23 protein-coding genes and 1 other RNA gene are annotated in these 24929 nt (G+C 60.0%); 10 read left to right on the top strand and 14 right to left on the bottom strand.

Going from position 1 to position 24929, the window contains the following annotated elements; translation table 11 throughout:
* Window positions 1–245: 245 nt before the first annotated feature.
* Complete coding sequence (gene argE, locus ACMXYJ_RS02715) at window positions 246–1415, bottom strand: acetylornithine deacetylase (protein ID WP_415758689.1); 1170 nt, start codon at window positions 1413–1415, stop codon at window positions 246–248.
* A 318-nt stretch (window positions 1416–1733) separates the two neighbouring features.
* Here argE and ACMXYJ_RS02710 point away from each other — a divergent pair, with 318 nt between their 5' ends.
* Window positions 1734–3101, top strand: a complete 1368-nt coding sequence (locus ACMXYJ_RS02710; RefSeq protein WP_415758688.1) for an inorganic triphosphatase — start codon at window positions 1734–1736, stop codon at window positions 3099–3101.
* An 86-nt stretch (window positions 3102–3187) separates the two neighbouring features.
* Here the strand turns inward: ACMXYJ_RS02710 and ACMXYJ_RS02705 are convergent, their stop codons facing one another.
* Entirely contained in the window at window positions 3188–3658 is a 471-nt protein-coding gene (locus ACMXYJ_RS02705; protein ID WP_415758687.1) for an Lrp/AsnC family transcriptional regulator, read from the bottom strand.
* Window positions 3659–3784: 126 nt separating this feature from the next.
* On the opposite strand from ACMXYJ_RS02705, the gene ACMXYJ_RS02700 reads away from it, so the two are divergent.
* Both ACMXYJ_RS02700 and ACMXYJ_RS02695 read left to right on the top strand, forming a co-directional pair.
* A complete protein-coding gene (locus tag ACMXYJ_RS02700; protein ID WP_046045136.1) occupies window positions 3785–4123 on the top strand; it encodes a hypothetical protein in 339 nt (112 codons plus the stop codon).
* A 90-nt stretch (window positions 4124–4213) separates the two neighbouring features.
* The gene (locus ACMXYJ_RS02695; RefSeq protein WP_415758686.1) at window positions 4214–5998 is read left to right on the top strand and encodes a GspE/PulE family protein; all 1785 of its coding nucleotides are present in this window, start codon (window positions 4214–4216) and stop codon (window positions 5996–5998) included.
* A gap of 5 nt (window positions 5999–6003) precedes the next feature.
* Here the strand turns inward: ACMXYJ_RS02695 and ACMXYJ_RS02690 are convergent, their stop codons facing one another.
* Entirely contained in the window at window positions 6004–6984 is a 981-nt protein-coding gene (locus ACMXYJ_RS02690; RefSeq protein WP_415758685.1) for a hypothetical protein, read from the bottom strand.
* Window positions 6985–7172: 188 nt separating this feature from the next.
* Between ACMXYJ_RS02690 and ACMXYJ_RS02685 the strand changes: the two genes are divergently transcribed.
* The 3 genes from ACMXYJ_RS02685 (at window position 7173) to ACMXYJ_RS02675 (ending at window position 8937) form a co-directional block, all read left to right on the top strand.
* Window positions 7173–8093, top strand: coding sequence for an SPFH domain-containing protein (locus ACMXYJ_RS02685; protein WP_008150402.1), 921 nt, complete (start codon window positions 7173–7175; stop codon window positions 8091–8093).
* Between the two features lie 8 nt (window positions 8094–8101).
* Window positions 8102–8551, top strand: coding sequence for an NfeD family protein (locus ACMXYJ_RS02680; protein WP_415758684.1), 450 nt, complete (start codon window positions 8102–8104; stop codon window positions 8549–8551).
* Window positions 8552–8619: 68 nt separating this feature from the next.
* Window positions 8620–8937: a DUF2388 domain-containing protein gene (locus ACMXYJ_RS02675; protein ID WP_283182111.1), complete on the top strand. Its 318-nt coding sequence runs from the start codon at window positions 8620–8622 to the stop codon at window positions 8935–8937.
* Window positions 8938–9116: 179 nt separating this feature from the next.
* On the opposite strand, the gene gcvP is transcribed toward ACMXYJ_RS02675, so the two are convergent.
* From gcvP to ACMXYJ_RS02625, 10 genes are all read right to left on the bottom strand, one after another.
* Window positions 9117–11990: an aminomethyl-transferring glycine dehydrogenase gene (gcvP, locus tag ACMXYJ_RS02670; RefSeq protein ID WP_415758683.1), complete on the bottom strand. Its 2874-nt coding sequence runs from the start codon at window positions 11988–11990 to the stop codon at window positions 9117–9119.
* 257 nt (window positions 11991–12247) lie between these two features.
* Entirely contained in the window at window positions 12248–13669 is a 1422-nt protein-coding gene (gene ltrA / locus ACMXYJ_RS02665; RefSeq protein ID WP_415756498.1) for a group II intron reverse transcriptase/maturase, read from the bottom strand.
* A 476-nt stretch (window positions 13670–14145) separates the two neighbouring features.
* Window positions 14146–14529: a glycine cleavage system protein GcvH gene (gene gcvH, locus ACMXYJ_RS02660; protein ID WP_074871817.1), complete on the bottom strand. Its 384-nt coding sequence runs from the start codon at window positions 14527–14529 to the stop codon at window positions 14146–14148.
* 50 nt (window positions 14530–14579) lie between these two features.
* Entirely contained in the window at window positions 14580–15662 is a 1083-nt protein-coding gene (gene gcvT, locus ACMXYJ_RS02655) for a glycine cleavage system aminomethyltransferase GcvT (RefSeq protein ID WP_415758682.1), read from the bottom strand.
* A 156-nt stretch (window positions 15663–15818) separates the two neighbouring features.
* Window positions 15819–17435, bottom strand: coding sequence for an ABC transporter permease (locus tag ACMXYJ_RS02650; protein WP_415758681.1), 1617 nt, complete (start codon window positions 17433–17435; stop codon window positions 15819–15821).
* 139 nt (window positions 17436–17574) lie between these two features.
* On the bottom strand, window positions 17575–18579 hold the full coding sequence (locus ACMXYJ_RS02645; protein WP_046053772.1) for an extracellular solute-binding protein: 1005 nt from the start codon (window positions 18577–18579) through the stop codon (window positions 17575–17577).
* A gap of 175 nt (window positions 18580–18754) precedes the next feature.
* Window positions 18755–19972, bottom strand: coding sequence for a 2-octaprenyl-3-methyl-6-methoxy-1,4-benzoquinol hydroxylase (locus ACMXYJ_RS02640; RefSeq protein WP_415760669.1), 1218 nt, complete (start codon window positions 19970–19972; stop codon window positions 18755–18757).
* 66 nt (window positions 19973–20038) lie between these two features.
* The gene (gene ubiH / locus ACMXYJ_RS02635; protein ID WP_046045127.1) at window positions 20039–21226 is read right to left on the bottom strand and encodes a 2-octaprenyl-6-methoxyphenyl hydroxylase; all 1188 of its coding nucleotides are present in this window, start codon (window positions 21224–21226) and stop codon (window positions 20039–20041) included.
* Window positions 21223–22557 carry a Xaa-Pro aminopeptidase gene (gene pepP / locus ACMXYJ_RS02630; RefSeq protein WP_415758680.1) on the bottom strand — a complete coding sequence of 445 codons (1335 nt, stop codon included), beginning with the start codon at window positions 22555–22557 and terminating at the stop codon, window positions 21223–21225. The genes ubiH and pepP overlap by 4 nt, the downstream gene beginning before the upstream one ends.
* A 27-nt stretch (window positions 22558–22584) precedes the next feature.
* On the bottom strand, window positions 22585–23145 hold the full coding sequence (locus ACMXYJ_RS02625) for a YecA family protein (RefSeq protein ID WP_056738790.1): 561 nt from the start codon (window positions 23143–23145) through the stop codon (window positions 22585–22587).
* 128 nt (window positions 23146–23273) lie between these two features.
* Between ACMXYJ_RS02625 and ACMXYJ_RS02620 the strand changes: the two genes are divergently transcribed.
* The 4 genes from ACMXYJ_RS02620 (at window position 23274) to ACMXYJ_RS02605 (ending at window position 24698) form a co-directional block, all read left to right on the top strand.
* Window positions 23274–23483, top strand: a complete 210-nt coding sequence (locus ACMXYJ_RS02620; protein WP_415758679.1) for a TIGR02449 family protein — start codon at window positions 23274–23276, stop codon at window positions 23481–23483.
* Window positions 23480–23797 carry a cell division protein ZapA gene (locus ACMXYJ_RS02615; protein ID WP_403143905.1) on the top strand — a complete coding sequence of 106 codons (318 nt, stop codon included), beginning with the start codon at window positions 23480–23482 and terminating at the stop codon, window positions 23795–23797. The genes ACMXYJ_RS02620 and ACMXYJ_RS02615 overlap by 4 nt, the downstream gene beginning before the upstream one ends.
* 30 nt (window positions 23798–23827) lie before the next feature.
* A non-coding RNA gene (gene ssrS, locus ACMXYJ_RS02610) (6S RNA) lies at window positions 23828–24006 on the top strand.
* Window positions 24007–24092: 86 nt separating this feature from the next.
* Complete coding sequence (locus ACMXYJ_RS02605) at window positions 24093–24698, top strand: 5-formyltetrahydrofolate cyclo-ligase (RefSeq protein WP_046045124.1); 606 nt, start codon at window positions 24093–24095, stop codon at window positions 24696–24698.
* 34 nt (window positions 24699–24732) lie between these two features.
* On the opposite strand, the gene ACMXYJ_RS02600 is transcribed toward ACMXYJ_RS02605, so the two are convergent.
* Complete coding sequence (locus tag ACMXYJ_RS02600) at window positions 24733–24885, bottom strand: hypothetical protein (RefSeq protein WP_008024268.1); 153 nt, start codon at window positions 24883–24885, stop codon at window positions 24733–24735.
* Window positions 24886–24929 lie beyond the last annotated feature (44 nt).

Here is a 24929-nt window from a genome sequence, read left to right as displayed (position 1 = left end):
CAGCCAAAAAATGGGCGAAACAGAAAAACGCACAGCGGGCTGATGGTTATCGTCGGAACAGGCTTGGCGACACGCGCGCTCTCCTCATGAATACGGGTTGGGACACCGGCAATTTATACGGTTAGTTAGTCAAAACACAGAACCTGTGGGAGCGAGCTTGCTCGCGATGAGGCCATCACAGTCAATATCGATGTTGACTGACCTATCGCCATCGCGAGCAAGCTCGCTCCCACATGGATCTGTGCTCAATTGACTGGCATTGGCGTATTGGCCGGTGTCAGGCAGTAATGTTCAATCAGTTGACGTAATAGATGCACCGTAGGCTGCAAACGTGACATTTCGAGGTATTCCCCCGGTTGGTGCGCACAGGCGATGTCGCCAGGGCCGAGCACCAGGGTTTCGCAGCCAAGACGCTGAAGATAAGGCGCTTCGGTGCCGAACGCCACTGCTTCGGCACGATGGCCGGTGAGCTTTTCCGCGACCCGGACCAATTCTGCATCCTCGGCCTGCTCGAACGGCGGCACTGCGGGGAACAGCGGTGCGTAATCGATCTTCACCTGATGCCACTCGGCAATGGGCTTGAGCTTCTGCAGAATCTCCGCGCGCAGGGCATTGGGGTCCATGCCCGGTAACGGGCGCAGATCAAACTCCAGCGAACACTGGCCGCAAATACGGTTGGGATTATCGCCGCCATGAATGCAGCCGAAATTCAGGGTCGGCGTCGGCACGCTGAACTGTGGATTACGGAATTCGCGCTGCCACGCCAACCGCAAACCGCGCAGTTCACCGATGGCATCGTGCATGGCTTCAAGAGCGCTGTGGCCAAGGCGCGGATCAGAGGAGTGGCCGCTCTGACCGAGGATGTCGATGCGCTCCATCATGATGCCTTTATGCATGCGGATCGGCTTCAGCCCGGTCGGCTCGCCGATCACCGCCGCACGACCCAACGGACGCCCGGCTTCGGCCAAGGCGCGGGCGCCGGACATCGAGCTTTCTTCATCGCAAGTGGCGAGGATCAACAGCGGCTGCTTGAACGGCTGATCGAGCAGAGGTATGACGGCTTCGATGGCCAGCGCGAAAAAGCCCTTCATGTCGCAACTGCCCAGCCCCACCCAGCGGCCGTCGACTTCGGTCAGCTTCAAAGGATCGGTCTGCCACAGCGCGCCATCAAACGGCACCGTGTCACTGTGACCGGCCAGCACCAGGCCACCGGGGCCGGAACCGAAACTGGCCAGCAGGTTGAATTTGCCGGGGCTGACCTGCTGGATGTCGCAGGTGAAACCCAGATCGCCGAGCCACGTCGCCAGCAAATCAATCACCGGACGGTTGGTTTGATCGAGGCTGGCCTGCGTACAGCTGACGGACGGCGCAGCGATCAGCGCAGCGAACTGATCTTTCATGGACGGCAAAGGCATCGCTGACTCCCAAATCCCGATTTGAACTCCATCATAGAACCATCCGGCGACAGGAATAAACCGCCGCGGCGCGGGTAGGGTCTGTTGACGCTTGGTGACTGCCGAGACGGAGCCCCCCTTGGTGCAGGGCAAGGCGCGAGGAACGTGGTTTGGTTGTCCCAAATGAGTTCCGAGCAACGCAGCCCTGCGCCAAGGTGGGCCTGTCGCGGCAGTCACCAAGCGTCAACAGACCCTATCTCGGATGAGTCCTGTACACTGCACGACCTTGGCAGCCACACATTCCCCCCGGCTGCGCTCCCGATCCTGGATTTTCCGGCCATGCAGAAAGAAACCGAAATCAAACTCCGCGTCAGCCGAGAAACTCTCGCTGCCCTGCGCGAGCACCCGCTCCTGAAAAAACGCAACAAAAGTGGCTGGGAACGCCGTGAGTTGATGAACCAGTACTTCGACACGCCTGAGCGCGACCTGGCCCGCGCCAAGGTTGCCCTGCGCCTGCGCCGCGATGGCGAAGAAGTGATTCAGACCCTCAAGACCCGCGGCCAGAGCGTTGCCGGTCTGTCCGTGCGTAACGAATACGACTGGAACCTGCCCAAAGCCAAGCTCGACGTGAAGAAACTCGACGGCGAATGCTGGCCTGAAGAGTTGGCCGAGCTGGACAAGAAAACCCTGAAGGCGATCTTCACCACCGATTTCGTCCGCGAACGCGCTGAAATCGCCTGGGGCCGTGGCAAGACCAAAGTGGTCATCGAAGCTGCACTGGACCTCGGCCACGTGGTGGTCGGCAAGCAGAAAGAAGAAATCTGCGAGCTGGAACTTGAACTGCGCGAAGGCGAGCCGGCCGCTCTGCTGGAACTGGCCGCCGAACTGGCCGCGACCCTGGCCCTGATGCCGTGTGACATCAGCAAGGCCGAGCGCGGTTATCGCTTGTACGACGCCAACAGCTACTCGTTGAGCCTGCCAGCGCCACAGATCACCGCTGAAACCCCGCTGGACGACGCTTTCGCCGCGCTGAGCTGGCACTTGCTGAGCAGCAGCCAGCGTCTGGCCGAGCAGTATCGCTTCAATGGCCACTGGCGCCTGTTGCAAGACTGGGTCGAAAACCTGGCTGAGTTGCGCGCGTTGCTGAGCAGCCTGGGCCAAGCCGCGCCACGTCAGTCGACGCACGATCTGCGCGTCGCGCTGGATGCCTTGCTCGAAGACTGGCGTCCGCTGGTGCAAGCCGGTGTCGACGACGAAGACGTGCGCAAAGCCGCGCCGGAGCAGTTCCTCGAAGAACTGGAAGATCCGCGTTGGGGCTTGTTCTCGCTGAACACTTCACGCTGGTTGCTGGCCCGCACCTGGGCTGCCGATCGCAACGTCCGTGGCAATCGCCAGGGCGCTGCGCAATTGGGCAGCTGGTTGCCGCGCTTGCTGGGTGAAGAAGCGACCTCCCTGCAACTGCAGCGTTACCAGCAACAGCCGGAAGACCTGGCCGAGCAACTGCCGCGCATCGAGCGCATCCAGGCTTGGTTGCACCACGCCCGCAGCGTGCTGGAAATCCCGGAAATGGATCGCCTGTACGGCGAGCTCAAACAGCTTGCTCAATTGGCGAACGAGCCGATCACCGATGAATCGCTGGATGCGCGCAAGCAGCAGGCGATTGCGGTGTATCAGAATCGTGCGTGGAAGATGCTGCTGCGTATGTAATACAGCTAAAAGATCGCAGCCTGCGGCAGCTCCTACAGGTGTACGCATTTCCTTGTAGGAGCTGCCGCAGGCTGCGATCTTTTGCTTTACCGCAACACCGGCAAACTCGTCGTGGACTTGATTTCGGACAAAGCCACGATCGAATTCACCTCCTGAATCCCCGGCACCATCGACAGCTTCTCGAAGAAAAACCGCTCATACGCCTCAATGTCCGCCGTCACAATCCGCAGCAAGAAATCCACCGACCCCATCAGCACATAACACTCCAGCACTTCGGGAAAACCGCGAATCGCCTCGGTGAATTCGGTGAAGTTCGAACGCCCGTGAGCGTTGAGTTTGATTTCGGCAAAGATCTGCGTGTTGAGCCCGATTTTCTTCCGGTCGAGCAAGGTCACCTGCCCCCGAATGATCCCCTCCTCCTTCATCCGCTGAATCCGCCGCCAGCACGGCGACTGCGACAACCCCACCTGTTCCGCAATCTGCGCACTGGAGAGCGAAGCGTCCTCTTGCAGCAACGCGAGAATCTTGCGGTCGTAGCCATCCAGCGCGCTATGCATAAAAAAACCTTTGATTGATAACTTACCGAATAAAGCAATTCAAACAATCGCCAATAAGCCCAATAATAGATAAGAAATGCCCCGCACCGAATGTAAAAATTCCTCCAGTGATTTTGGAGACCTACCATGCCGCATCTAGAAGCCGTCAACACCCCACACACCCGCGCCGATGTCTGGAACGTCAGCAACGCCCACTGCCGCGTTCACTATCAAATGCTGGCCGAGGCCGAACCGGATCTGCTGTGCCGGGCGCTCAACCTGTTCGCTTTGCAGTTTCTGACGCCGCAACAGGTCAACGTGCAGCGGATGGACGATCTGCTGTCGATCGACATCGTGATGGACGGCCTGAGCTGGCACCGCGCCCAAGTGATTGCGGAAAAATTACGTAACCTGATCAGCGTCTGTTCGGTTGAGCTGCAAGCAGCTGATTGCGCGTGGGATGAACCGGCTCAGGCGGCGGGCTGAAAAAACTCGACACGGCTTCGTCGGGTAGTGGCCCAACGGTCTGCGGGTCCGCGACTATCCTTTGCGAACTGTTGTTCATGAGGAGCCCGCATGTCCGTTCAACTTGCCATTCAGGACCGCTGGCTGGATCTCAATGATTTGCTGCGTGAACTGGTCGCCCAAGGTTTTATTAGTCAGGACTCGGCCGAACACGCGCTCAATGCTCGACGCCGTCACGCTGCCAATGGCCAGATGCACCCGCTGGAATTCATCGCCAGCCAACACCTGGACGACCTCAGCCGTCCCGGTAAACACCTCGACCTGGAAAGCCTGACGCTTTGGCTGTCGCAGCAGGCCGGTCAGCCTTACTTGCGCATCGACCCGCTGAAAATCAACGTGGCGGCGATTACGCCGCTGATGTCCTACGCCTTCGCCCAGCGTCACAAGATTCTTGCGGTGTCCATCGACCGCGACGCAGTCACCGTGGCCAGCGCCCAGCCCTATGTCACCGGCTGGGAAGCCGACCTGACCCATGTGCTGAAACTGCCGATCAAGCGTGTGGTCGCCAACCCGGTCGACATCCAGCGCTTCAGCGTGGAGTTTTTCCGCCTGGCCAAATCGGTCAGCGGCGCGACCAACGCTGATCAGCAGATGAACACCCTGGGCAATTTCGAGCAGCTGCTTAACCTCGGCGCCAGCGACCAGGAACCGGACGCCAACGACGCGCACATCGTCAACATCGTCGACTGGTTGTTCCAGTACGCGTTCCAGCAGCGCGCCAGTGACATCCACATCGAACCCCGACGTGAACAAGGCACGGTGCGCTTTCGCATCGACGGCGTGCTGCACAACGTCTATCAATTCCCGCCGCAAGTGACCATGGCGATCGTCAGCCGCCTGAAAAGCCTCGGGCGGATGAACGTCGCGGAAAAACGCAAACCCCAGGATGGCCGGGTCAAGACCAAAACCCCGGACGGTGGCGAAGTCGAGCTGCGGCTGTCGACATTGCCTACTGCTTTTGGCGAAAAAATGGTCATGCGGATCTTCGACCCGGAAGTACTGCTCAAGGATTTCGATCAGTTGGGCTTCTCCGCCGACGACCTGCGCCGCTGGCAAGACATGACGTCCCAGCCCAACGGCATCATTCTGGTCACCGGCCCGACCGGGTCCGGCAAAACCACCACGCTGTACACCACCCTGAAAAAACTGGCGACGCCGGAGGTCAACCTCTGCACCATCGAAGACCCGATCGAAATGGTCGAGCCGGCGTTCAACCAGATGCAGGTCCAGCACAACATCGACCTGACCTTTGCCGCCGGTGTGCGCGCGCTGATGCGACAGGATCCGGACATCATCATGATCGGTGAGATCCGTGATCTGGAAACCGCTGAAATGGCAATCCAGGCTGCGCTCACGGGCCACTTGGTGCTGTCGACGCTGCACACCAACGATGCGCCGAGCGCGATCAGCCGCTTGCTGGAGCTGGGCGTGCCGCATTACCTGATCAAAGCCACGGTGCTCGGCGTCATGGCCCAGCGCCTGGTCCGCACCTTGTGCCCGCATTGCAAGGCGCCGCTGACCCTGGGTGAAGAAGACTGGCAAACCTTGACCCGGCCCTGGCAGGCACCGTTGCCGAACAACGCACATCGCGCCATCGGCTGCCTTGAATGCCGCGATACCGGTTACCGCGGCCGCGCCGGGGTCTACGAAATCATGCAGCTGACGGACGGCGTCAAAGCGCTGATCAACCCCGACACCGATTTGCTGGCGGTGCGGCGTCAGGCGTTCAAGGAAGGCATGCGCAGTTTGCGATTGTCAGGGGCGCAAAAAGTGGCGGCGGGTTTGACGACGATTGAGGAGGTGCTGCGGGTGACACCACAGAGCGAGCAGAAATAGCTGCGCTACCAGTCGGCCAGGCCCAATCCGGTATTGGGCTTGATCCATAACACTGCACCGTCCGGACTGCGCTGCAGGATCGAGTGACCCGCACTCTGCGTTTCGCCCGTGCGCAGGTTGTAGGCGGGATCTCCTTTGTTCGGGCTGAACATCAGCGTGTGCGGCGCGTCTTGGCGCACCCTCGTCAGACGCAGGTATTGCCAATCACCAAAGGTTGTCCTCTCGTCTAGCTGCGCCTCCCAACCCACGGCTTTTTGTTGTTTATCCAGCTTCACGGTCAGGGTCGGGCTGGACAACGGCATACCTTGAAGGACAACCCGCTCGCGTTCCCCCCACGGCCTCAGTTCGTATTCCTCGCCGTAACGGCGAACGTGACTGCCGGACGGCCATGTCAACCCGCCCAGCTCGGTGTTCGCCACCAGCGTGCAGGACTCGAAACGCCAGCGTTCAGGTTGCAGGCGAGTCTCGTCGTCGATGTCGAAAGTCACCCAGGTATCACCCGCACAAGGCCAGCCATCCACGACTTGATCGCTGGCCAGCCGCAGTTTCACATATGGGGCGCCATACATTTCCAGCGCCGTGACGTGGACGCCCTTGATCGGGTGCGGGGCAGAAAACTCGGCGGCAAAGAGGCTGGGCAGACCATGACTTTGTGGCTGGTCGTATTGATCCAGCGGGTCGACCGTACGCAGATGCAGCCTGGCGCCCGCTGGCAGCGGCAGGCCTTCGACTTGAACGTCCTGTTCAAGTGTCGGGTTTCGCTCCCGATCGTCGGCAGCGTCGAGCCAGTATTTGCATGACATGGCGCCAACAACGCTCAAACAGACCAGCCCAAGCGCACCGAACCGGCGAGGCTGGCGCAACATGTGTCGGCGCCAGGCGGGAACGCACAGCGCAAACAACAGTGCGGGCAAGCCGAGAAACGACAGGAACACCACATTCCACACAGCCACATAAAGTATTGCGCCAATAGCCAAGGGAAGCATCCGTGCATCGAGAACAATCGGCCATGGTGTCAAACAACCCCTCGCGGCTCCAGCCCACAGGGGGCAATTGCAGAAATGAAACCTTTTATGTCTCCTGATGATGCCAGGGGTGACTAACTTGTTCTTATCCCCGACTCACGCCGCTAAACTCCCGCGATCGAAATTTCATTGATTAACAGGGAATCGTTATGCAGATCGGAAGCGTGCTTTTACTTTTTGTCGGCCTGGTGGTCGCCATTCTGTTCATGGGTTTCAAGGTCGTACCTCAGGGTTACCAGTGGACCGTCGAGCGTTTCGGCCGTTACACCAACACGCTCAAGCCCGGCCTGAACATCATCATTCCGGTGATGGACCGCATCGGTCGCAAGATCAACGTGATGGAAAGCGTGCTGGATATTCCGCCCCAGGAAGTCATCACCGCCGATAACGCCACGGTGCAGATCGACGCCGTGTGCTTCTTCCAGGTGGTCAACACCGCCCAGGCTGCCTACGAGGTCAACAACCTCGAACACGCGATCCGCAACCTGCTGCAAACCAACATTCGTACCGTACTCGGCTCCATGGAGCTGGACGCGATGCTCAGCCAGCGTGACGGGATCAACGAAAAACTGCTGCGCACCGTCGACGAAGCCACGGCGCCGTGGGGCATCAAGATCACCCGGATCGAGATCAAGGACATCAGCCCGCCGGCTGACTTGATGGCTGCGATGTCGGGGCAGATGAAAGCCGAGCGGATCAAGCGCGCGCAAATCCTTGAAGCCGAAGGTCTGCGTGCCGCGGCGATTCTGACTGCCGAAGGCAAGAAGCAGGCGCAGATTCTGGAGGCCGAAGGGGGTCGTCAGGCAGCGTTCCTCGAAGCCGAAGCCCGTGAACGTCAAGCCGAAGCCGAAGCCCAGGCCACCAAAGTGGTGTCCGAAGCCATCGCAGGCGGCAACGTGCAGGCGGTCAATTACTTCGTTGCGCAAAAGTACATCGATGCGCTGGGCAAACTGGCCTCGGCCAACAACAGTAAAGTGATTCTGATGCCGCTCGAGGCCAGCTCGATGATCGGCGCAGTCGGCGGCATCGGCGAAATCGTCAAGGCCACGTTCGATAACAAGAAAGCCTGAGGCACGTTATGTGGGCATTCCTGCAGCATCTTTCGTTCTGGGACTGGCTGGCATTTGGCACGGTGCTGCTGATTCTCGAAGTGTTCGGCGCCGGCGGCTATTTGCTGTGGATCGGCATGGCAGCCGCTGCCGTTGGCGTGCTGGCCTTTGTAATGCCGGACATGTCCTGGGAGTTGCAGTTCCTGCTGTTTGGCCTGCTTTCGATCGCCACCGCCCTGTACTGGTGGAGACGCCAGCGCAGCGCGGTGCGGATGAGTGATCAGCCAAACCTCAATCTGCGCGGTCAGGAACTGATTGGTAAAACCTTTGTAGTGCATGAAGCGATTGTCGACGGCAGCGGCAAGATCAAGGTCGCCGACGGTGTGTGGATGGCCCGAGGGCCCGATGCCGCAGCGGGTAGCCGCGTTCGGGTGGTCGAGCAGCAAGGGGCTATTTTGTTGGTTGAACCGGCTGAATGAGCCGTTATGGAACTCGATTGGGGGATTGGCAATCAAACGCCGTAGTTAACCCAGTGGAGTCACCTAATATGCGTCTCAAACTTGCTGTCGCTACCATCGCCTTGTTGTCCCTTCCTGTCGGTTCGGCGATGGCCGATAGCTTTTGGCGTAACGTCATCTCATCCGGTGCGACCACCGGTTCGACCTACCTGACCTTCAAGGATCACAAGCTGATCGTTGCCGCCCAGGACGATGCTGGCAGCTTTGTCGCCAGTGACGGCGGCATTCGCGGTCCATACCTGGAGGCCGCGATGCAGAAAGTCCGCGCCGACAACCCTGGCCTGCAGGCCACGGACATGGAACTGGCGAACGCGATCCTGGCGAAGAATGCCGTCGCGTCGAATTAAGATTTACTGCTGAACAAAAATGCCGCTCCCATGAGCGGCATTTTTTTTTGCCCAATACAAAATCCTGTGGGAGCGAGCTTGCTCGCGATAGCGGTGTGACCGTCATGGATGATTTCGACTGATCCACCGCTATCGCGAGCAAGCTCGCTCCCACATTGGATTGTGTGTTTCCCGTGAGGTCAGCGGTAGTCGTCCACCGGTACACACGCGCAAAACAGATTGCGGTCACCGTAAACATTGTCCACCCGGTTCACCACCGGCCAGTACTTATGCGCCTTGGTGTGAGCATCCGGCGTCACGGCCTGCTCGATGCTGTAGGGCCGCTCCCAAACCCCGGTGATATCCGCCAGGGTATGCGGCGAACGTTTCAGCGGGTTGTCATCTGCCGGCCAGTTGCCATTCTGCACCTCGGTGATTTCCGCGCGGATACTCAGCATCGCCCCGATAAACCGGTCCAGCTCTGCCTTCGATTCACTTTCGGTGGGTTCCACCATCAACGTCCCCGGCACCGGAAACGACATGGTCGGCGCATGGAAGCCATAATCCATCAGCCGCTTGGCCACGTCCTCCTCGCTGATCCCGGTCAGCGCCTTGAGTGGCCGCAGGTCAAGAATGCATTCGTGCGCCACCCGCTCGTTGCGCCCGGTGTAAAGCACCGGAAACGCACCGGACAAGTGCTGCGCCAGATAATTCGCGGCGAGGATCGCCACCTCACTGGCATCCGCCAATTGCGGTCCCATCATCGCGATGTACATCCAGCTGATCGGCAGGATGCTCGCACTGCCCCAAGGCGCCGCGCTGACCGCGCCGTTTTGCGCCAGCGGCCCTTCGATCGGTACCACCGGATGATTGGCCACGAACGGCGCCAGATGCGCCCGCACACCAATCGGCCCCATGCCCGGCCCGCCGCCACCATGGGGAATGCAGAAAGTCTTGTGCAGGTTCATGTGGGACACGTCGGCGCCAATGTCCGCCGGGCGCGCCAGTCCGACCTGAGCGTTGAGGTTGGCGCCATCCATGTACACCTGGCCGCCGTGGCTGTGGATAACTTCGCAGATTTCGCTGATGCCTTCCTCGTATACGCCGTGGGTCGAAGGATACGTCGCCATCAGGCAGGCGAGTTTGTCTGCGGCCTCTGCGGCTTTGCCCTTGAGGTCATCCAGATCAACGTTGCCCGCCTCGTCGCACTCGACGATCACCACCCGCATGCCGGCCATCTGCGCCGAAGCCGGGTTGGTGCCGTGGGCCGAGGACGGGATCAGGCAAATATCCCGAGCGCCCTCATGACGACTCTCGTGATATTTACGAATCGCCAGCAACCCGGCGTATTCGCCTTGGGCCCCGGAGTTGGGTTGCATGCAGATCGCGTCGAAACCGGTAATCGCGCAGAGCCAGCGCTCCAGTTCTTCGATCATCAGCGAATAACCGACCGCCTGCTCTTTCGGCACAAACGGGTGCAGGTTGGCGAACTGCGGCCACGTGATCGGGATCATCTCGCTGGTAGCGTTGAGCTTCATGGTGCAGGAGCCCAGCGGGATCATCGATTGATTGAGCGCCAGGTCCTTGTTCTCCAGTTGTTTGAGGTAGCGCAGCATCTCGGTTTCGCTGTGATGGGCGCTGAACACCGGGTGGCGCAGATAAGGCGAGGTACGCAAAAGACCTGCGGGAATGCCGGAAGCAAGGGTTTCAGCGTCCAGTTCATCGACGTTGAGCCCATGATCGGCACCGAGGAACACATCAAACAACTTCGCGACGGTGGACTCGTCAGAGGTTTCGTCGAGGCTCAGCCCCAACTGCCCACGCCCGAGGATTCGCAAGTTGATCTGCGCCGCCTGGGCACTTTCGATGATTGCCGTCTGAGTACCACCGACCTCCAGCGTCAGCGTGTCGAAAAAGTGTGTGTTGAGGCGGGTGATGCCGTGGCGCTCCAGGCCAACGGCGAGGATGCTGGTCAGTCGATGGACGCGCTGGGCAATGCGTTTGAGCCCTTCCGGACCGTGGTAGACCGCATAGAAACTGGCAATGTTGGCCAGCAGCACCTGAGCGGTGCAAATGTTCGAATTGGCTTTCTCCCGGCGAATATGTTGCTCGCGGGTTTGCAGGGCCATGCGCAAAGCGACGTTGCCGCGAGCATCTTTCGACACACCGATGATCCGCCCGGGAATTGCCCGTTTGTACTCATCGCGACTGGCAAAAAACGCCGCGTGAGGCCCACCGTAACCCATGGGTACGCCGAAACGTTGGGATGAACCGAACACCACGTCGGCGCCCAACTCCCCCGGCGGCGTCAGTAACAGCAGACTCAGCAGATCGGTTGCGACACACGCCAAGGCTTGCTGTGAATGCAGATGATCGATCAACGGACGAAGATCGCGGATCTCGCCGTGGGTGTCGGGATATTGCAGAAGCGCGCCGAACACCTGGTGCTGTTTCAAGTTATCCACAGAGTCGATGATCAGCTCGAAGCCGAACCCTTCTGCCCGGGTCTGCACCACGGAAATGGTTTGCGGATGACAGTTTTCGTCAACGAAGAACAGATTGCTTCTGGACTTGGCGACACGCTTGGCCAATGCCATGGCTTCCGCCGCCGCCGTGGCTTCGTCCAGCAGCGAGGCGTTGGCCAGTTCCAGGCCCGTGAGGTCGATGGTCAATTGCTGGAAGTTCAGCAGCGCTTCGAGCCGGCCTTGGGCGATCTCTGGTTGATACGGTGTGTACGCGGTGTACCAACCGGGATTTTCCAGCACGTTGCGCACAATGACGGTCGGCGTGAGGGTGCCGTGGTAACCCATGCCGATCAGGCTGGTCCAGACCTGGTTTTGCTCGGCGTAACCGCGCAGTTTGGCCAACGCCGCTTCTTCGTCGAGCGCAGGTGGCAGGTCGAGCGGCCTGTTCAGGCGGATTCCCGGCGGCACCGTCTGCTCGATCAACTCGACCCGGCTGCCGAGGCCGAGGCTGTCGAGCATCGCCTGTTGCTCGGCGGCATCGGGCCCGAGGTGGCGGCGAAGGAAGGCATTGGGGTCGCGTAACTGGCTCAAGGACGGCAACTGGGACATGACGGGCTCTCTCTTGACTGGCGCTCAACGTCGATGCAACACGGTCAAACCAGCATAGCAGTCGATGTTCCTGTGTCCTTGAAGATCAAAAGATCGCAGCCTCGTTTCACTCGACAGCTCCTACATTGGAATGCGATCCCTGTAGGAGCTGTCGAGTGAAACGAGGCTGCGATCTTTTGATCTTGAATCGAGTAGGAGGCGGCTTTGCAGCCGCCGTCCTCTCACACCACCGTACGTACGGATCCGTATACGGCGGTTCAAGCTATGCGGCTAAGCCGGTTTATCGTATCCAGTAGCGAGACCAACCCAAGTTGATCCCATAGCTTCTTCGGCAGCGCCTGATTCATATGAGATGCTCCCGAGCTCCACCATGGGCCTCGGCCATTGAAGGCTGATTTGCAGGCGCGAGCTTCGCTAAGCCCCAGGCGCATCAAGCTACGTGCCCTCGTTGAGGGCCGCTTCCATTGACGCCAGACGGCGCAGCGGAGTTTGCGCCGCACCCAGCCGTCAATTTCCTCAAGTGGCCGTTTGCTCTGACTGAGCTTGAAGTAGCCTGCCCACCCGCGCAGCACAGGGTTTATCCGTTCGATGACATTCGCCATCTTGTGGCCCCGCGCCCCGCGCAGCAGGTCTCTTAATCGATCACGCAATCGACCCAGACTCATCATCGCCACTCTCAGCCTCGGTTGCTGATGCCAGCTCATCCCATAACCCAGATAGTCGCAGACCCAAGGCCGTGCTACGTGGCTCTTTTCCCGGTTCAGCGTCAGTTTCAGGCGCTGATTCAGGAAACGCTCAACACCGACCATCACCCGTGTGCCAGCTCGCTGACTGCGCACATAAATGTTCGCGTCGTCGGCATAACGCACGAAGCGATGGCCTCGCCGTTCCAGTTCGCGGTCGAGTTCGTTGAGCAGGATGTTCGACAGCAACGGCGAGAGCGGGCCGCCTTGCGGCGTCCCTTCCTGCCGTCGGCTGACGAGTCCGCCCGACATCGTTCCCGCTTCGAGGTAACGACGGATCAGCGTGAGCACACGCTTGTCTTCGATTTGACGCGCCACGTAGGCCATTAGGACATCGTGGTTGACCCGATCAAAGAACTTCTCGAGATCAAGTTCCACGCACCAGCGGTGACCCGCTGCCACGTGGCCGCGAGCGGTTTCGATGGCTTGGTGAGCGCTTCTACCCGGACGAAAGCCGTAGCTGTAGTCCGAGAACAGAGGATCGAAGATTGGCGTGAGCTGTTGCAGCAGCGCCTGTTGGATCAGGCGATCCACGACGCTGGGAATGCCCAGTTGTCTTGTACCGCCCTTGGGTTTAGGGATGTCGACAGCACGCACACCTTGCGGGTGATATTCGCCGGCCAGCAACCGGTTCTTGAGAATCGGCCAATACTGTTTCACGTAGCCTGCCAATTGTTCGACCGTCATGCCATCGGCACCCGGTGCGCCCTTGTTGCTGACCACGCGTTGATATGCACGCTTGAGGTTGGCGGGTGCAAGCACCCGCTCCATCAGCGTGTCCGGCTCCGCGTTCGTCCACGTCACAGACGCCGCCGATGCTTGCGCCCTGTCAGCCGTCATCTTCGGATACCGTCCGGGAATGGGGGTAACAGTTTTCTCTTGGAGAATATTCTGCGTTTCAACATTCGACGAGACTCTGACGCCTACTGGCGGCATAACCTGTTCAGCCCTTGGTGACGGGGTCATTCGTCACTTACTACGGCCTCGGCTGACTTCTGCACGTTCATCCCGTCGCCTCTCGACGCTCGGTAGCACAGTGGCAAACGTGCAGATCTCCCAGGGTAATTCGCGCGACCTTCCTGCTTATGCCTGTCGGATCTACGTCACAGCGTTCCGTGCAAGTATCGGGCTTTAGGGAAACACGCCCCTTTACCCCGCTGCGCCGCCTCTATCCGCTTGCTGTTCGTCAGGCCAGCATTTTGCCTCGGGCTTCCTTCAGATTCGCGGTCACCCGCGACACCCTTGCCTCTGGCTAACACTTCCCCTTGCCGGGTGTGTAGAGGACTTTCACCTCCAAGTCACCAGCGAGGCCACCACAGCCAAGCTGGTTGCGCTTGCGCGCAACGCGCCATGCCTGGCGCACGAATAAAAAAGCCCCGACTAGTCGGGGCTTTGGGGATGACGCTTAACGCTTACTCGCCGATGGCGGCCTTGTAGCCCGCTGCATCAAGCAGCTTGTCCAGATCGCCAGCGTTGCTTGGCTTGAGCTTGAAGATCCAGGCACCGTACGGGTCGGAGTTGAGCAACTCAGGGTTGGCGCTCAGTTCTTCGTTGATGGCAATCACTTCACCGGCAACCGGGGAGTAGATGTCCGAAGCGGCTTTAACCGACTCCACCACACCGGATTGATCACCGGCAGCGAAGACTGTTCCGACTTCAGTCAGCTCAACGAACACCACGTCGCCCAAGGCTTCCTGAGCGTGATCGCTGATGCCCACGGTGACGCTGCCATCGGCTTCGAGACGGGCCCACTCGTGACTTTCGGCAAAACGCAGGTCGGCAGGAATATCGCTCATGTTCTGTGTCCTCAAGAGAATTGTCAGCGGTCGTTGCCCGCCAGAAAAGGTTAGATCAAGGTTTTGCCATGGCGTACGAAGGTCGGTTTGACCACTCGGACCGGGTACCACTTGCCACGGATTTCCACTTCTGCGCGGTCGGCGGTCGCCATCGGCACGCGCGCCAGTGCTATCGACTTGCTAAGCGTAGGAGAGAAACTACCACTGGTGATCTCCCCTTCGCCAACATTGGCGATGCGGACCACTTGATGAGCGCGCAAAACCCCTCGCTCCTCAAGGACCAGACCGACCAGTTTGTGCTGCACGCCACCCGCCCGCTCGGCTTCCAGAGCGCTGCGACCGATGAACTGGCGAGTGGCCGGTTCCCAGGCAATGCTCCAGGCCATGTTGGAGGCCAGTGGTGAAACGTCTTGATGAATATCCTGACCGTAGAGATTCATGCCGGCTTCGACCCGCAGCGTATCGCGCGCGCCGAGGCCGATAGGCGAGATGCCCGCGCCCACCAGATCGTTGAAGAATCCTGGCGCTTGATTGGCCGGCAGAACGATTTCCAGGCCATCTTCGCCGGTGTAACCGGTGCGCGCGATGAACCAGTCCCCATCGGCCTGGCCTTCGAAGGGCTTGAGCATCTGAATCAGGTTGCCGCGGGACTGGGTCACCAGTTCGGAGATTTTGTGCCGGGCCTGGGGGCCTTGAATGGCCAGCATCGCCAGCTCGGAGCGCTCGTTGAGCTGCACATCGAAACCATCGAGGTGAGCCTGCATCCAGGCGAGGTCCTGATTACGGGTGGAGGCGTTGACCACCAAACGATAACCGTCCTCGAGACGGTAGACGATCATGTCGTCGACGATGCCGCCACGCTCGTTGAGCATGGTGCTGTACAAGGCACGGCCAGGGCTGTGCAGACGTTCGACGTCATTGGCCAGCAAATGCTGGAGCCAGGCCTTGGCCTGAGGGCCGCTGACATCGATCACGGTCATGTGGGATACATCGAAAACCCCGCAATCGCGACGCACCTGATGGTGTTCCTCGACCTGCGAGCCGTAATGCAAAGGCATATCCCAACCGCCAAAATCGACCATCTTCGCGCCGAGGGCGAGATGAAGGTCATACAGAGGCGTGCGCTGTCCCATGGGTTTCTCCTTCCGGGCGTGGCGAAGGTGCGGGCCGGTGCTGCACGGGGTGAAAGCCTTGAAATAAAAGGCTTTCAGCCGATTTCAGCTACCTGGTCTGTAGGACGGACCGCACCGAATGCGGCGCATTGTAGCCTCAAGGTGTAGGACTGGCACCTAGGCGTTTCGATGCGCCGAACGTCGAATCAATCCGATGACCGGTAACAGCCCGACCAAAACCAGAGTCAAGGCCGGCAAAGAGGCCCTCGCCCACTCGCCTTCGCTGGTCATTTCGAAGATGCGTACCGCCAGCGTATCCCAGCCAAACGGGCGCATCAGAAGGGTCGCGGGCATTTCCTTGAGCACATCGACGAACACCAGCAACGCAGCGCTCAACGTTCCTGGCAGCAATAACGGCAGATACACTTTGAAAAACAGTCGTGGCCCACTGACGCCAAGGCTACGTGCCGCTTCGGGCAAAGATGGCCGTATTCGCGCCAGACTGCTTTCCAGCGGCCCATAAGCCACCGCGATGAAACGCACCAGATAGGCCAGCAACAACGCCGACAGGCTGCCCAGCAGCAATGGCTTGCCTGCGCCGCCTAACCAACCCGATAAAGGGATCACCAGTTCGCGGTCCAGGTAACTGAACGCCAGCATGATCGACACCGCCAGCACCGAACCCGGCAAGGCGTAGCCGAGGTTGGCCAGGCTGATGCCGGAGCGGATCGCTCGGGTCGGGGCCAGACGTCGGGCAAACACCAGCACTAAAGCAACACTGACAGTGATCAGCGCCGCCATGCCGCCCAGGTACAGGGTATGGACGATCAGCCCCGCGTAACGCTCATCCAGGTCGAAGCGCCCGCGCTGCCAGAACCACACCACCAGTTGAAGCATTGGAATGACAAAAGCGCAGGCGAACACCAGACCGCACCAACTCATGGCCGCCAGCGCCTTGAAACCGCGCAGGTGATACAGCGCCTTGACCCGAGGTCGTTCGTTACTCGCCCGGTTGGCCCCGCGAGCACGACGCTCGCCGTACAGCACGACCATCACCACCAGCAGCAACAGGCTGGCCAGTTGCGCGGCGGTGGAGAGGCTGAAAAAACCGTACCAGGTCTTGTAGATGGCGGTCGTGAACGTGTCGAAATTGAACACCGACACCGCACCGAAGTCCGCCAGGGTTTCCATCAGTGCCAGCGCCACGCCAGCGCCGATGGCCGGGCGCGCCATGGGCAGCGCGACTCGCCAGAACGCTTGCCACGGGGATTGCCCCAGGACTCGCGCCGCTTCCATCAAGCCTTTGCCCTGAGCCAGGAACGCGGTCCGCGCCAACAGGTAAACGTAGGGATAGAAGACCAGCACCAGGACCAGAATCACGCCGCCGGTGGAGCGCACGCGCGGCAACCTCAAGCCCGTACCGAACCATTCGCGTAACAGGGTTTGCACAGGGCCGGCAAAATCCAACAGGCCGACGAAGACGAATGCCAGCACATAGGCGGGAATGGCGAATGGCAGCATCAGCGCCCAATCCAGCCAACGCCGACCGGGGAACTCGCAGAGGCTGGTGAGCCAAGCGAGGCTCACGCCCAAAAGCGTCACGCCGATGCCGACGCCGAGCACCAGGGTCAGGGTATTGCCCAGCAGGCGCGGCATCTGGGTATCCCAGAGGTGGGACCAGATTTGATGATCGATGGTTTGCCATGACAACAGCAAAACGCTAAGTGGCAGCAGGACCAGCGCAGCGATGGCGAAGACCAGGGGGTACCAGCGGCGTTGGGCGGGGTGGGCCAAGGAAAAGCTCTCGCGAGAATCGTGAAGAGGGGGGAGACCGCAAAAAGATCGCAGCCTGCGGCAGCTCCTACAGGGTGTACATCATCCCAACGTAGGAGCTGCCGCAGGCTGCGATCTTTTGATCTTTAAAGCGACAGATTCAGTTCCAACCCGCCCGATCCATCATGCGAATCGCTTCAGCCTGACGCTTGCCGGCAATTTCCACCGGCAAGGTATCAGCCACAAACTTGCCCCAGCTCGCCACTTCTGCAGAAGGCTGAACCGCAGGGTTGGCCGGGAATTCCTGGTTCACGTCAGCAAAGATCTTCTGTGCTTCAGGCGTGGTCATCCATTCCACCAGGGCCTTGGCCGCTTCCGGGTGCGGAGCATGTTTGGTCAGGCCGATGCCCGACAGGTTAACGTGAACGCCACGGTCGCCCTGGTTCGGCCAGAACAGCTTCACCGCCAGATCAGGTTTCTGCTTGTGCAGGCGACCGTAGTAGTACGTGTTGACGATGCCGACGTCGCATTGACCCGCGTTGATGGCTTCCAGCACCGCGATGTCATCCGAGAACACGTCGGTGGACAGGTTACTCACCCAGCCCTTGAGAATCTTCTCGGTTTTGTCGGCGCCATGGACTTCGATCATGGTGGCGGTGAGGGACTGGTTGTAGACCTTTTTCGCTGTGCGCAGGCACAGGCGGCCTTCCCAGTTCTTGTCGGCCAGACCTTCGTAGGTGGTCAACTCACCGGGTTTCACCCGGTCGGTGGAGTAAGCGATGGTCCGCGCCCGCAGGCTCAGGCCAGTCCAGGCATGGGCGGATGAGCGGTATTGCAGCGGGATGTTGGCGTCGATCACCTTGGAAGTGAACGGTTGCAGGATGCCCATTTGCTCAGCCTGCCAGAGGTTGCCGGCATCGACGGTCAGCAGCAGGTCCGCGGTGGCGTTTTCGCCCTCGGCCTTGATCCGCTGCATCAGCGGCGCTTCCTTGTCGGTGATGAATTTCACCTGCACGCCGGTTTTCGCGGTGTAGGCATCGAAGACCGGTTTGATCAGCTCGTCGATACGCGAGGAGTAAACCACCACCTCGTCAGCGGCCTGGGCTGCGGTGCTGCCAATCAGGGTCAGGGCGAGTGCGGTCAGTAGACGCTTCGGTACCAGCATGGGAGCGATCTCTCGATTAAAAAATTGAAGCCAAATGATATGGACTCACATTTACGTTCTCAATCGAACAGTTCGCGGAGGCGTTACCAGATGTTGCACCGTTGGAAATTTGCGGTGAATGTACCGGCCTCATCGCGAGCTTGCTCGCGATGGGGCCATCAGAAGCAGTGAATATTCAGGCTTTGGCCAACGAGGGCAGATCCCCGGTCAACCCCAGCGCCTCACGCACGAACAGCGCCTTGGCCTCGGGCATCTGGTCGACCACCTTTAACCCGGCATTGCGCAACCAGCGCACCGGCAACGTATCAGCCTGGAACAAGCGTTCGAAGCCTTCCATCGCCGCCATCAATGCCAGGTTGTGAGGCATGCGCCGACGTTCGTAACGGCTGAGCACTTTCACATCCGCCAGACGCTCGCCACGCGTGGCCGCTTGCAACAGCACTTCGGCCAGCACGGCGGCATCGAGGAAACCGAGGTTCACGCCCTGCCCGGCCAGCGGGTGAATGGTGTGCGCCGCATCGCCGATCAACGCCAAACCTTCAGCCACATAACGCTTGGCATGACGCTGCCGCAGCGGTACGCACAGACGCGGGTCGGCGCTGAGCACGGTGCCCAGTCGGCCTTCGAAGGCCCGCTCCAGCTCTTTGCAGAAACCCTCGTCATCCAGCGCCATCAGGCTTTCGGCTTCGCTCGGGGTGGTCGACCAGACGATCGAACACCAATCCTGCTGACCGTCACGCTCCAGCGGCAGAAACGCCAGCGGACCGTTGTCGGTGAAACGCTGCCACGCGGTCAGTTGATGAGGTTTGGCGCTGCGCACGCTGGTGACGATCGCGTGGTGCATATAGTCCCACTCGCGCGTCGCCATGCCGGTCAGACGCCGAACGGCGGAATTAGCGCCATCCGCTGCGATCACCAAAGGTGCACGCAAAGTGCGGCCATCGGCCAGGGTCAGCAGCCAGTCGTCGCCGGAGCGACGCATCTGTTCCAGACGCGCATTGGCCAGCATTCCGAGGTCGCAGTCGTGCAAACGGTCGAGCAAGGCGTCCTGAACCACGCGGTTCTCGACGATATGCCCCAGTACATCGGCATGCACACTGGCTGCCGAGAAATGAATCTGCCCGGTGCCACTGCCATCCCAAACCTGCATGTCGGTGTAGGGGCTGCTGCGTCGATTGGCGATGCCATCCCAAACGCCCAGACGTTCAAGAATCCGCTGGCTGGCAGCCGATAAGGCACTCACTCGCGGTTCGAACGAAGCCTGGGCATTGAAGGGTTTGACGCTCATGGGGCTGCCGTCCAGCAGCAGGACTTCCAGCCCGCTGTCCTGCAACGCCAGCGCCAGGGCGCTGCCGACCATTCCGGCCCCGACAATCAGCAGATCTGCGCGCATTTCCATGCTTTAAGCCTGTCTCGCTTGCGGCTTGAGCCGCATAAAAAGGGATTTTCCGACCGCCACTCAAGCATCGGGACGCGTACCCAAACCCATGGCCTGCCGGGCGAACCAGCGCTTGGCCGGCGGCAACAGATCCAGCCCGAGCAGACCGATGTTACGGCCCAGGGAAACCAGCGGTTGAGTGCTGCCGAACAAACGGGTGACCTGATCGGAGAAACCCACGGTCAGGTTCTGATCCAGACGCTGACGCTCGCGGTAAGCCTGCAAGGTCGCAAAGTCTCCGGGAGATGTTTCGCTGGTCAACAACGCATCGGCCAGCGCTTGAGCATCGCGCAAGGACAGGTTGAAACCTTGCCCTGCAATCGGGTGCAGGCTGTGAGCAGCATTGCCGAGAATCGCCAGATGCGGGCGCACCTGCTCTTCGGCCTCGATCAATGTCAGCGGGTACAAATGCCGCGCGCCAACCTGCTTCAAAGTGCCGAGGCGATAACCGAACACGCCTTGCAACTCGCTGAGGAAGCTCTTTTCATCGAGGGCCGCCAGCCGTTGCGCGTCCATGCCCAATCGGGTCCAGACCAGTGCGCAGCGGTTTTCCGGCAACGGCAACAAGGCCATCGGCCCGTCATCGGTGAAACGCTCGAAGGCCATGCCGTTGTGCGCTTCACTCGGCGTGATGTTGGCAATCAACGCGCTCTGGTTGTACGGGCGCTTTTTGATGCCGATCCCCAGTTGCTCGCGCAGGCCGGAACGGCCGCCATCAGCCAGCACCGCAAGATCGCATTCCAGGGTGGTTTCGTCATTGAGGGTCAGACGATAGCCATCGATCAGCGGCTCCATGCGCGTGACCTCCGCCGGGCAACGCCAGCTGATCACGTCCTTGTCCAGACCCTGCCAGAGGCATTGGCCGAGCCAGGCGTTTTCCACCACATAACCCAGCGCCGGAACGCCCTCTTCCATCGCCGACAATCGCGCGGTGGAGAAGCGGCCACGGTCGGACACATGAATTTGCTTGATCGGCTCGGCGCGGCGGGAGATTTCCTGCCACACGCCCAACCGTTGATAAATCTGCTTGGCGCCGTAGGACAACGCCGAAGAACGGGCGTCGTAGCTCGGTTGATAAGTGTCCCCGGGGGCGAACGGTTCGATCAGCACGATCTTCCAGCCACGAGCCTTGGCTCCGGCCTGCAGTGCCAACGCCAGGCTGGCGCCGACCAGGCCACCACCGATGATTGCCAGGTTGACTCGACTCATGCCGCTTGTGTCCGCGCGGCGGCCATCAAGGCCTCGATTTCGGCGACCGTTTTCGGTACGCCTTTGGTCAGGATTTCACAGCCGCTTTTGGTGACCACTACGTCGTCCTCGATGCGCACGCCAATGCCGCGCCATTTCTTCGCCACGTTCTGGTTGCCCGGGGCAATGTAGATGCCCGGTTCCACAGTCAGCGCCATACCGACTTCCAGCACGCGCCATTCGCCGCCGACCTTGTATTCGCCGACATCATGCACATCCATGCCCAGCCAGTGGCCGGCGCGGTGCATGTAAAACGCTTTATAGGCTTCGCTGGCGATCAACTCGTCGACGTCGCCCTGCAACAGGCCCAACTTCACCAGACCGGCGGTAATCACCCGGACTGTGGCTTCATGGGCCTGATTCCAGTGTTTATTCGGGGCGATTTCGGCAAATGCAGCTTCTTGCGACGCCAACACCAACTCGTAGATCGCCTTCTGTTCCGCTGAATACTTGCCGTTGACCGGCCAGGTGCGGGTGATGTCGCTGGCGTAGCAGTCGATCTCGCAACCGGCATCGATCAGCACCAGGTCGCCGTCCTTGAGCACCGCGTCATTCTGCTGGTAATGCAGGATGCAGCTGTTGCGCCCAGCGGCAACGATCGAACCGTAGGCCGGCATTTTCGCCCCGCCCTTGCGGAACTCGTAGTCGAGCTCGGCTTCGAGGCTGAACTCATACAATCCTGCACGGCTGGCCTGCATCGCGCGGATGTGGGCCTGGGCGGAAATCCGTGCGGCTTCGCGCATCACTTTCACTTCTGCCGCCGATTTATACAGGCGCATGTCGTGAAGCAGATGATCCAGGGCAACGAATTCGTTCGGTGGCTGGGCGCCGAGGTGCGCTTTAGAGCGGATCACGTTGATCCAGTCCATCAGGTGCCGGTCGAATTCCGGGTTGCTGCCCATGGCCGAATACACCCGGTCGCGACCTTCGATCAGGCCCGGCAGGATGTCGTCGATGTCGGTGATGGGAAAAGCGTCATCGGCGCCAAAGTCGCGAATCGCGCCTTCCTGCCCGGCGCGCAGGCCGTCCCACAACTCCCGTTCGGCATTGCGTTCACGGCAGAACAGTATGTATTCGCCATGTAAGCGCCCAGGCATCAAAACGATGACCGCCTGAGGCTCGGGAAAGCCGCTGAGGTACTGGAAGTCGCTGTCTTGACGGTAGACGTGCTCGACGTCGCGGTTGCGGATCGCAACGGCGGCGGCGGGCAGGATGGCGATGCTGTTGGGTTCCATCTGCGCCATCAGGGCCTTGCGGCGACGGCTGTATTCCGATTTCGGGATATGAATCATGGGCAGATGGCTTTCCCTGGCACGCGATTAATGCAACGACGGTTTGGCGGCAGCCGGCGCGTCCGGCTTTTTGTTTTCGGTGAACAGCAGCAGCGGCGCGACGCGCAGGTACTCCATCACTTCCATGTAATCGCTTTCGCCGTCGTCGGACTCTTCCAGGGCGTCTTGCACCTGTGAAATAGCCGCCAGGTCCTGAAGTACTTCGGTGGCCTCGGTGCTCAGCATGCTGCTGTCACGGCAGTTCAGGCCGAAACCGCTGAGGAAACCCTGGCACCATTGGCCCAGTGCGGCGGCGCGGTCGGCCAGTGGCTCGTCATCGGTCGGCAGCAGCAGAACGACGGTCACGTCGTCGCCGGTGAGCTCGCCCTTGACCATCTCCTGCAAGCCGATCAAGGCGTTGCGGACATTATCCTGCGGCTCGCTTTCGAGCAGCTCGGCGGCATCGATCAACCATTCTTCTGCATTGAAGCCGGCACCGGCGCAACTGCGGCCGAGCAGCAGGCCATGCAGTTCGGCAGGCGAGACATTATGACCGCTGGAAGTCAGCAGTTTGGCGAAGGCTTGGTACGGGGAATTCTGAATGGGCATGGGCAGCTAGGCGCCAGACGGCGCTATGTCTAGAATGAAGGCCTTGTATCCTACATCGACAGACTCGCCAAGACTATTAAAGGCTGTCCGCCAGCTACCACTCATCAGACTCAAATTCAGTGGACACAATGGAAGACACCGACCTGCAAGCGCTGATGTCCAGACTCGAACTGCTAATTAGCCGCGTCGAGCAACTAAAGAGTCAAAACGGACTCCTATTAGCTCAGGAAAAGACCTGGCGCGAGGAACGCGCTCACCTCATTGAAAAGAACGAAATCGCCCGGCGTAAGGTCGAATCAATGATTTCGCGCCTCAAGGCCCTGGAGCAAGACTCATGAGTTCAAGCAATAGCGTTACCGTGCAGATCCTCGATAAAGAATATTCGATCATCTGCCCCCAGGAAGAGCGCAGCAACCTGGTGAGCGCCGCCCGTTACCTGGACGGCAAGATGCGCGAAATCCGCAGCAGCGGCAAAGTCATCGGCGCCGATCGCATCGCCGTGATGGCCGCGTTGAACATCACGCACGACCTTCTGCACAAGGAAGAACGCCGGGATGTGCAGGCCAGCGGTTCGACCCGTGAGCAGGTTCGCGACCTGCTGGACCGCGTCGATCTGGTGCTCGCTACCGATCCGGACGTCACCAAGGGCTGAAACGCGAAACCGCTTGGGGTATACTCGCATCACTCCCTGGGGTGCTTGCCAGTTGGCGATGTCCCTGAGCCGATTTGCTATACCCTGGAGGTTGCACGTTGGGCTGGTGTGCATGTCCGCTAGACGGAAAGCCTTAAAGCCTACTGCATCTTCCACCTTGAACTTTCGGGTTCAAGGGCTAAGTTGACAGCGGTACATCCGGGGAGCCTGATTCCAGTCCGATGCCGGTTTAAATACCGGCATCGGCTTTTTTACGGGTACGCTTTGTGTACCCGCACTGCCGAAGCCCGAATTCATGACCGAACCTGCGCTGCTGCCCCGCCCGCAACTTCGACGCATGCTGCGCAAGGCCCGTCGCGCACTGACTCCCAGTCAGCAACGCCAGGCCGCTCGCGGGCTGTACAAGCAATTGGCCCAGCAACCGCTGTTTCGCCGCGCAAAACATATCTCCCTTTATCTACCCACCGACGGTGAAATCGATCCGCGCGTTTTGCTGCGTGCCGCTCAGCGTCGGGGCAAGGCAACGTATCTGCCGGTGCTCAGCGCCTGGCCACGAACCAAAATGGTGTTCCAGCGAATTCGCCCCGGCGAAAAACTCAAACCCAACCGCTTTCGTATTCTCGAACCCCGGCACAACCTCGCCCGACAACGCAAAGTCTGGGCGCTCGATCTGGTGTTGTTGCCATTGGTGGGGTTTGACGATGTCGGCGGACGCCTGGGCATGGGCGGTGGTTTCTATGATCGAAGCCTGGCGTACCTGGCACGACGTAAAAACTGGCGCAAGCCGACGCTATTGGGGCTGGCCCATGAATGTCAGAAGGTCGAACGATTGGCTCAAGCGAGCTGGGATGTGCCGTTACAGGGAACGGTGACAGACAAGGCGTGGTATTTCGCCGGCTAGACGCCACTGGAATCAGCGACGTCCGAAGACAGATTCAGCGTTTGAAGGCCGACGGCTGTTGTTGCTGCGCGATTTCGATCGGAGCGTCGGTCTTGTTGCTCCACAGGCTTTGGGCATAGCCGGTGGTCACGACGCCGAGGCCGAACAAAATAACCAAAATCCATAGTAAATCCGGTTTGCGTTTCATCGATTGCCCCCCAAAGGCACATCAACACGATGACAGCAGCGGTT

This window comes from Pseudomonas arabinosi (genome assembly GCF_047758675.1).
Lineage (GTDB): Bacteria > Pseudomonadota > Gammaproteobacteria > Pseudomonadales > Pseudomonadaceae > Aquipseudomonas > Aquipseudomonas arabinosi.
Note: the sequence above shows the minus strand (reverse complement) of the source record. Positions and strands in the feature narration are given on the sequence as shown.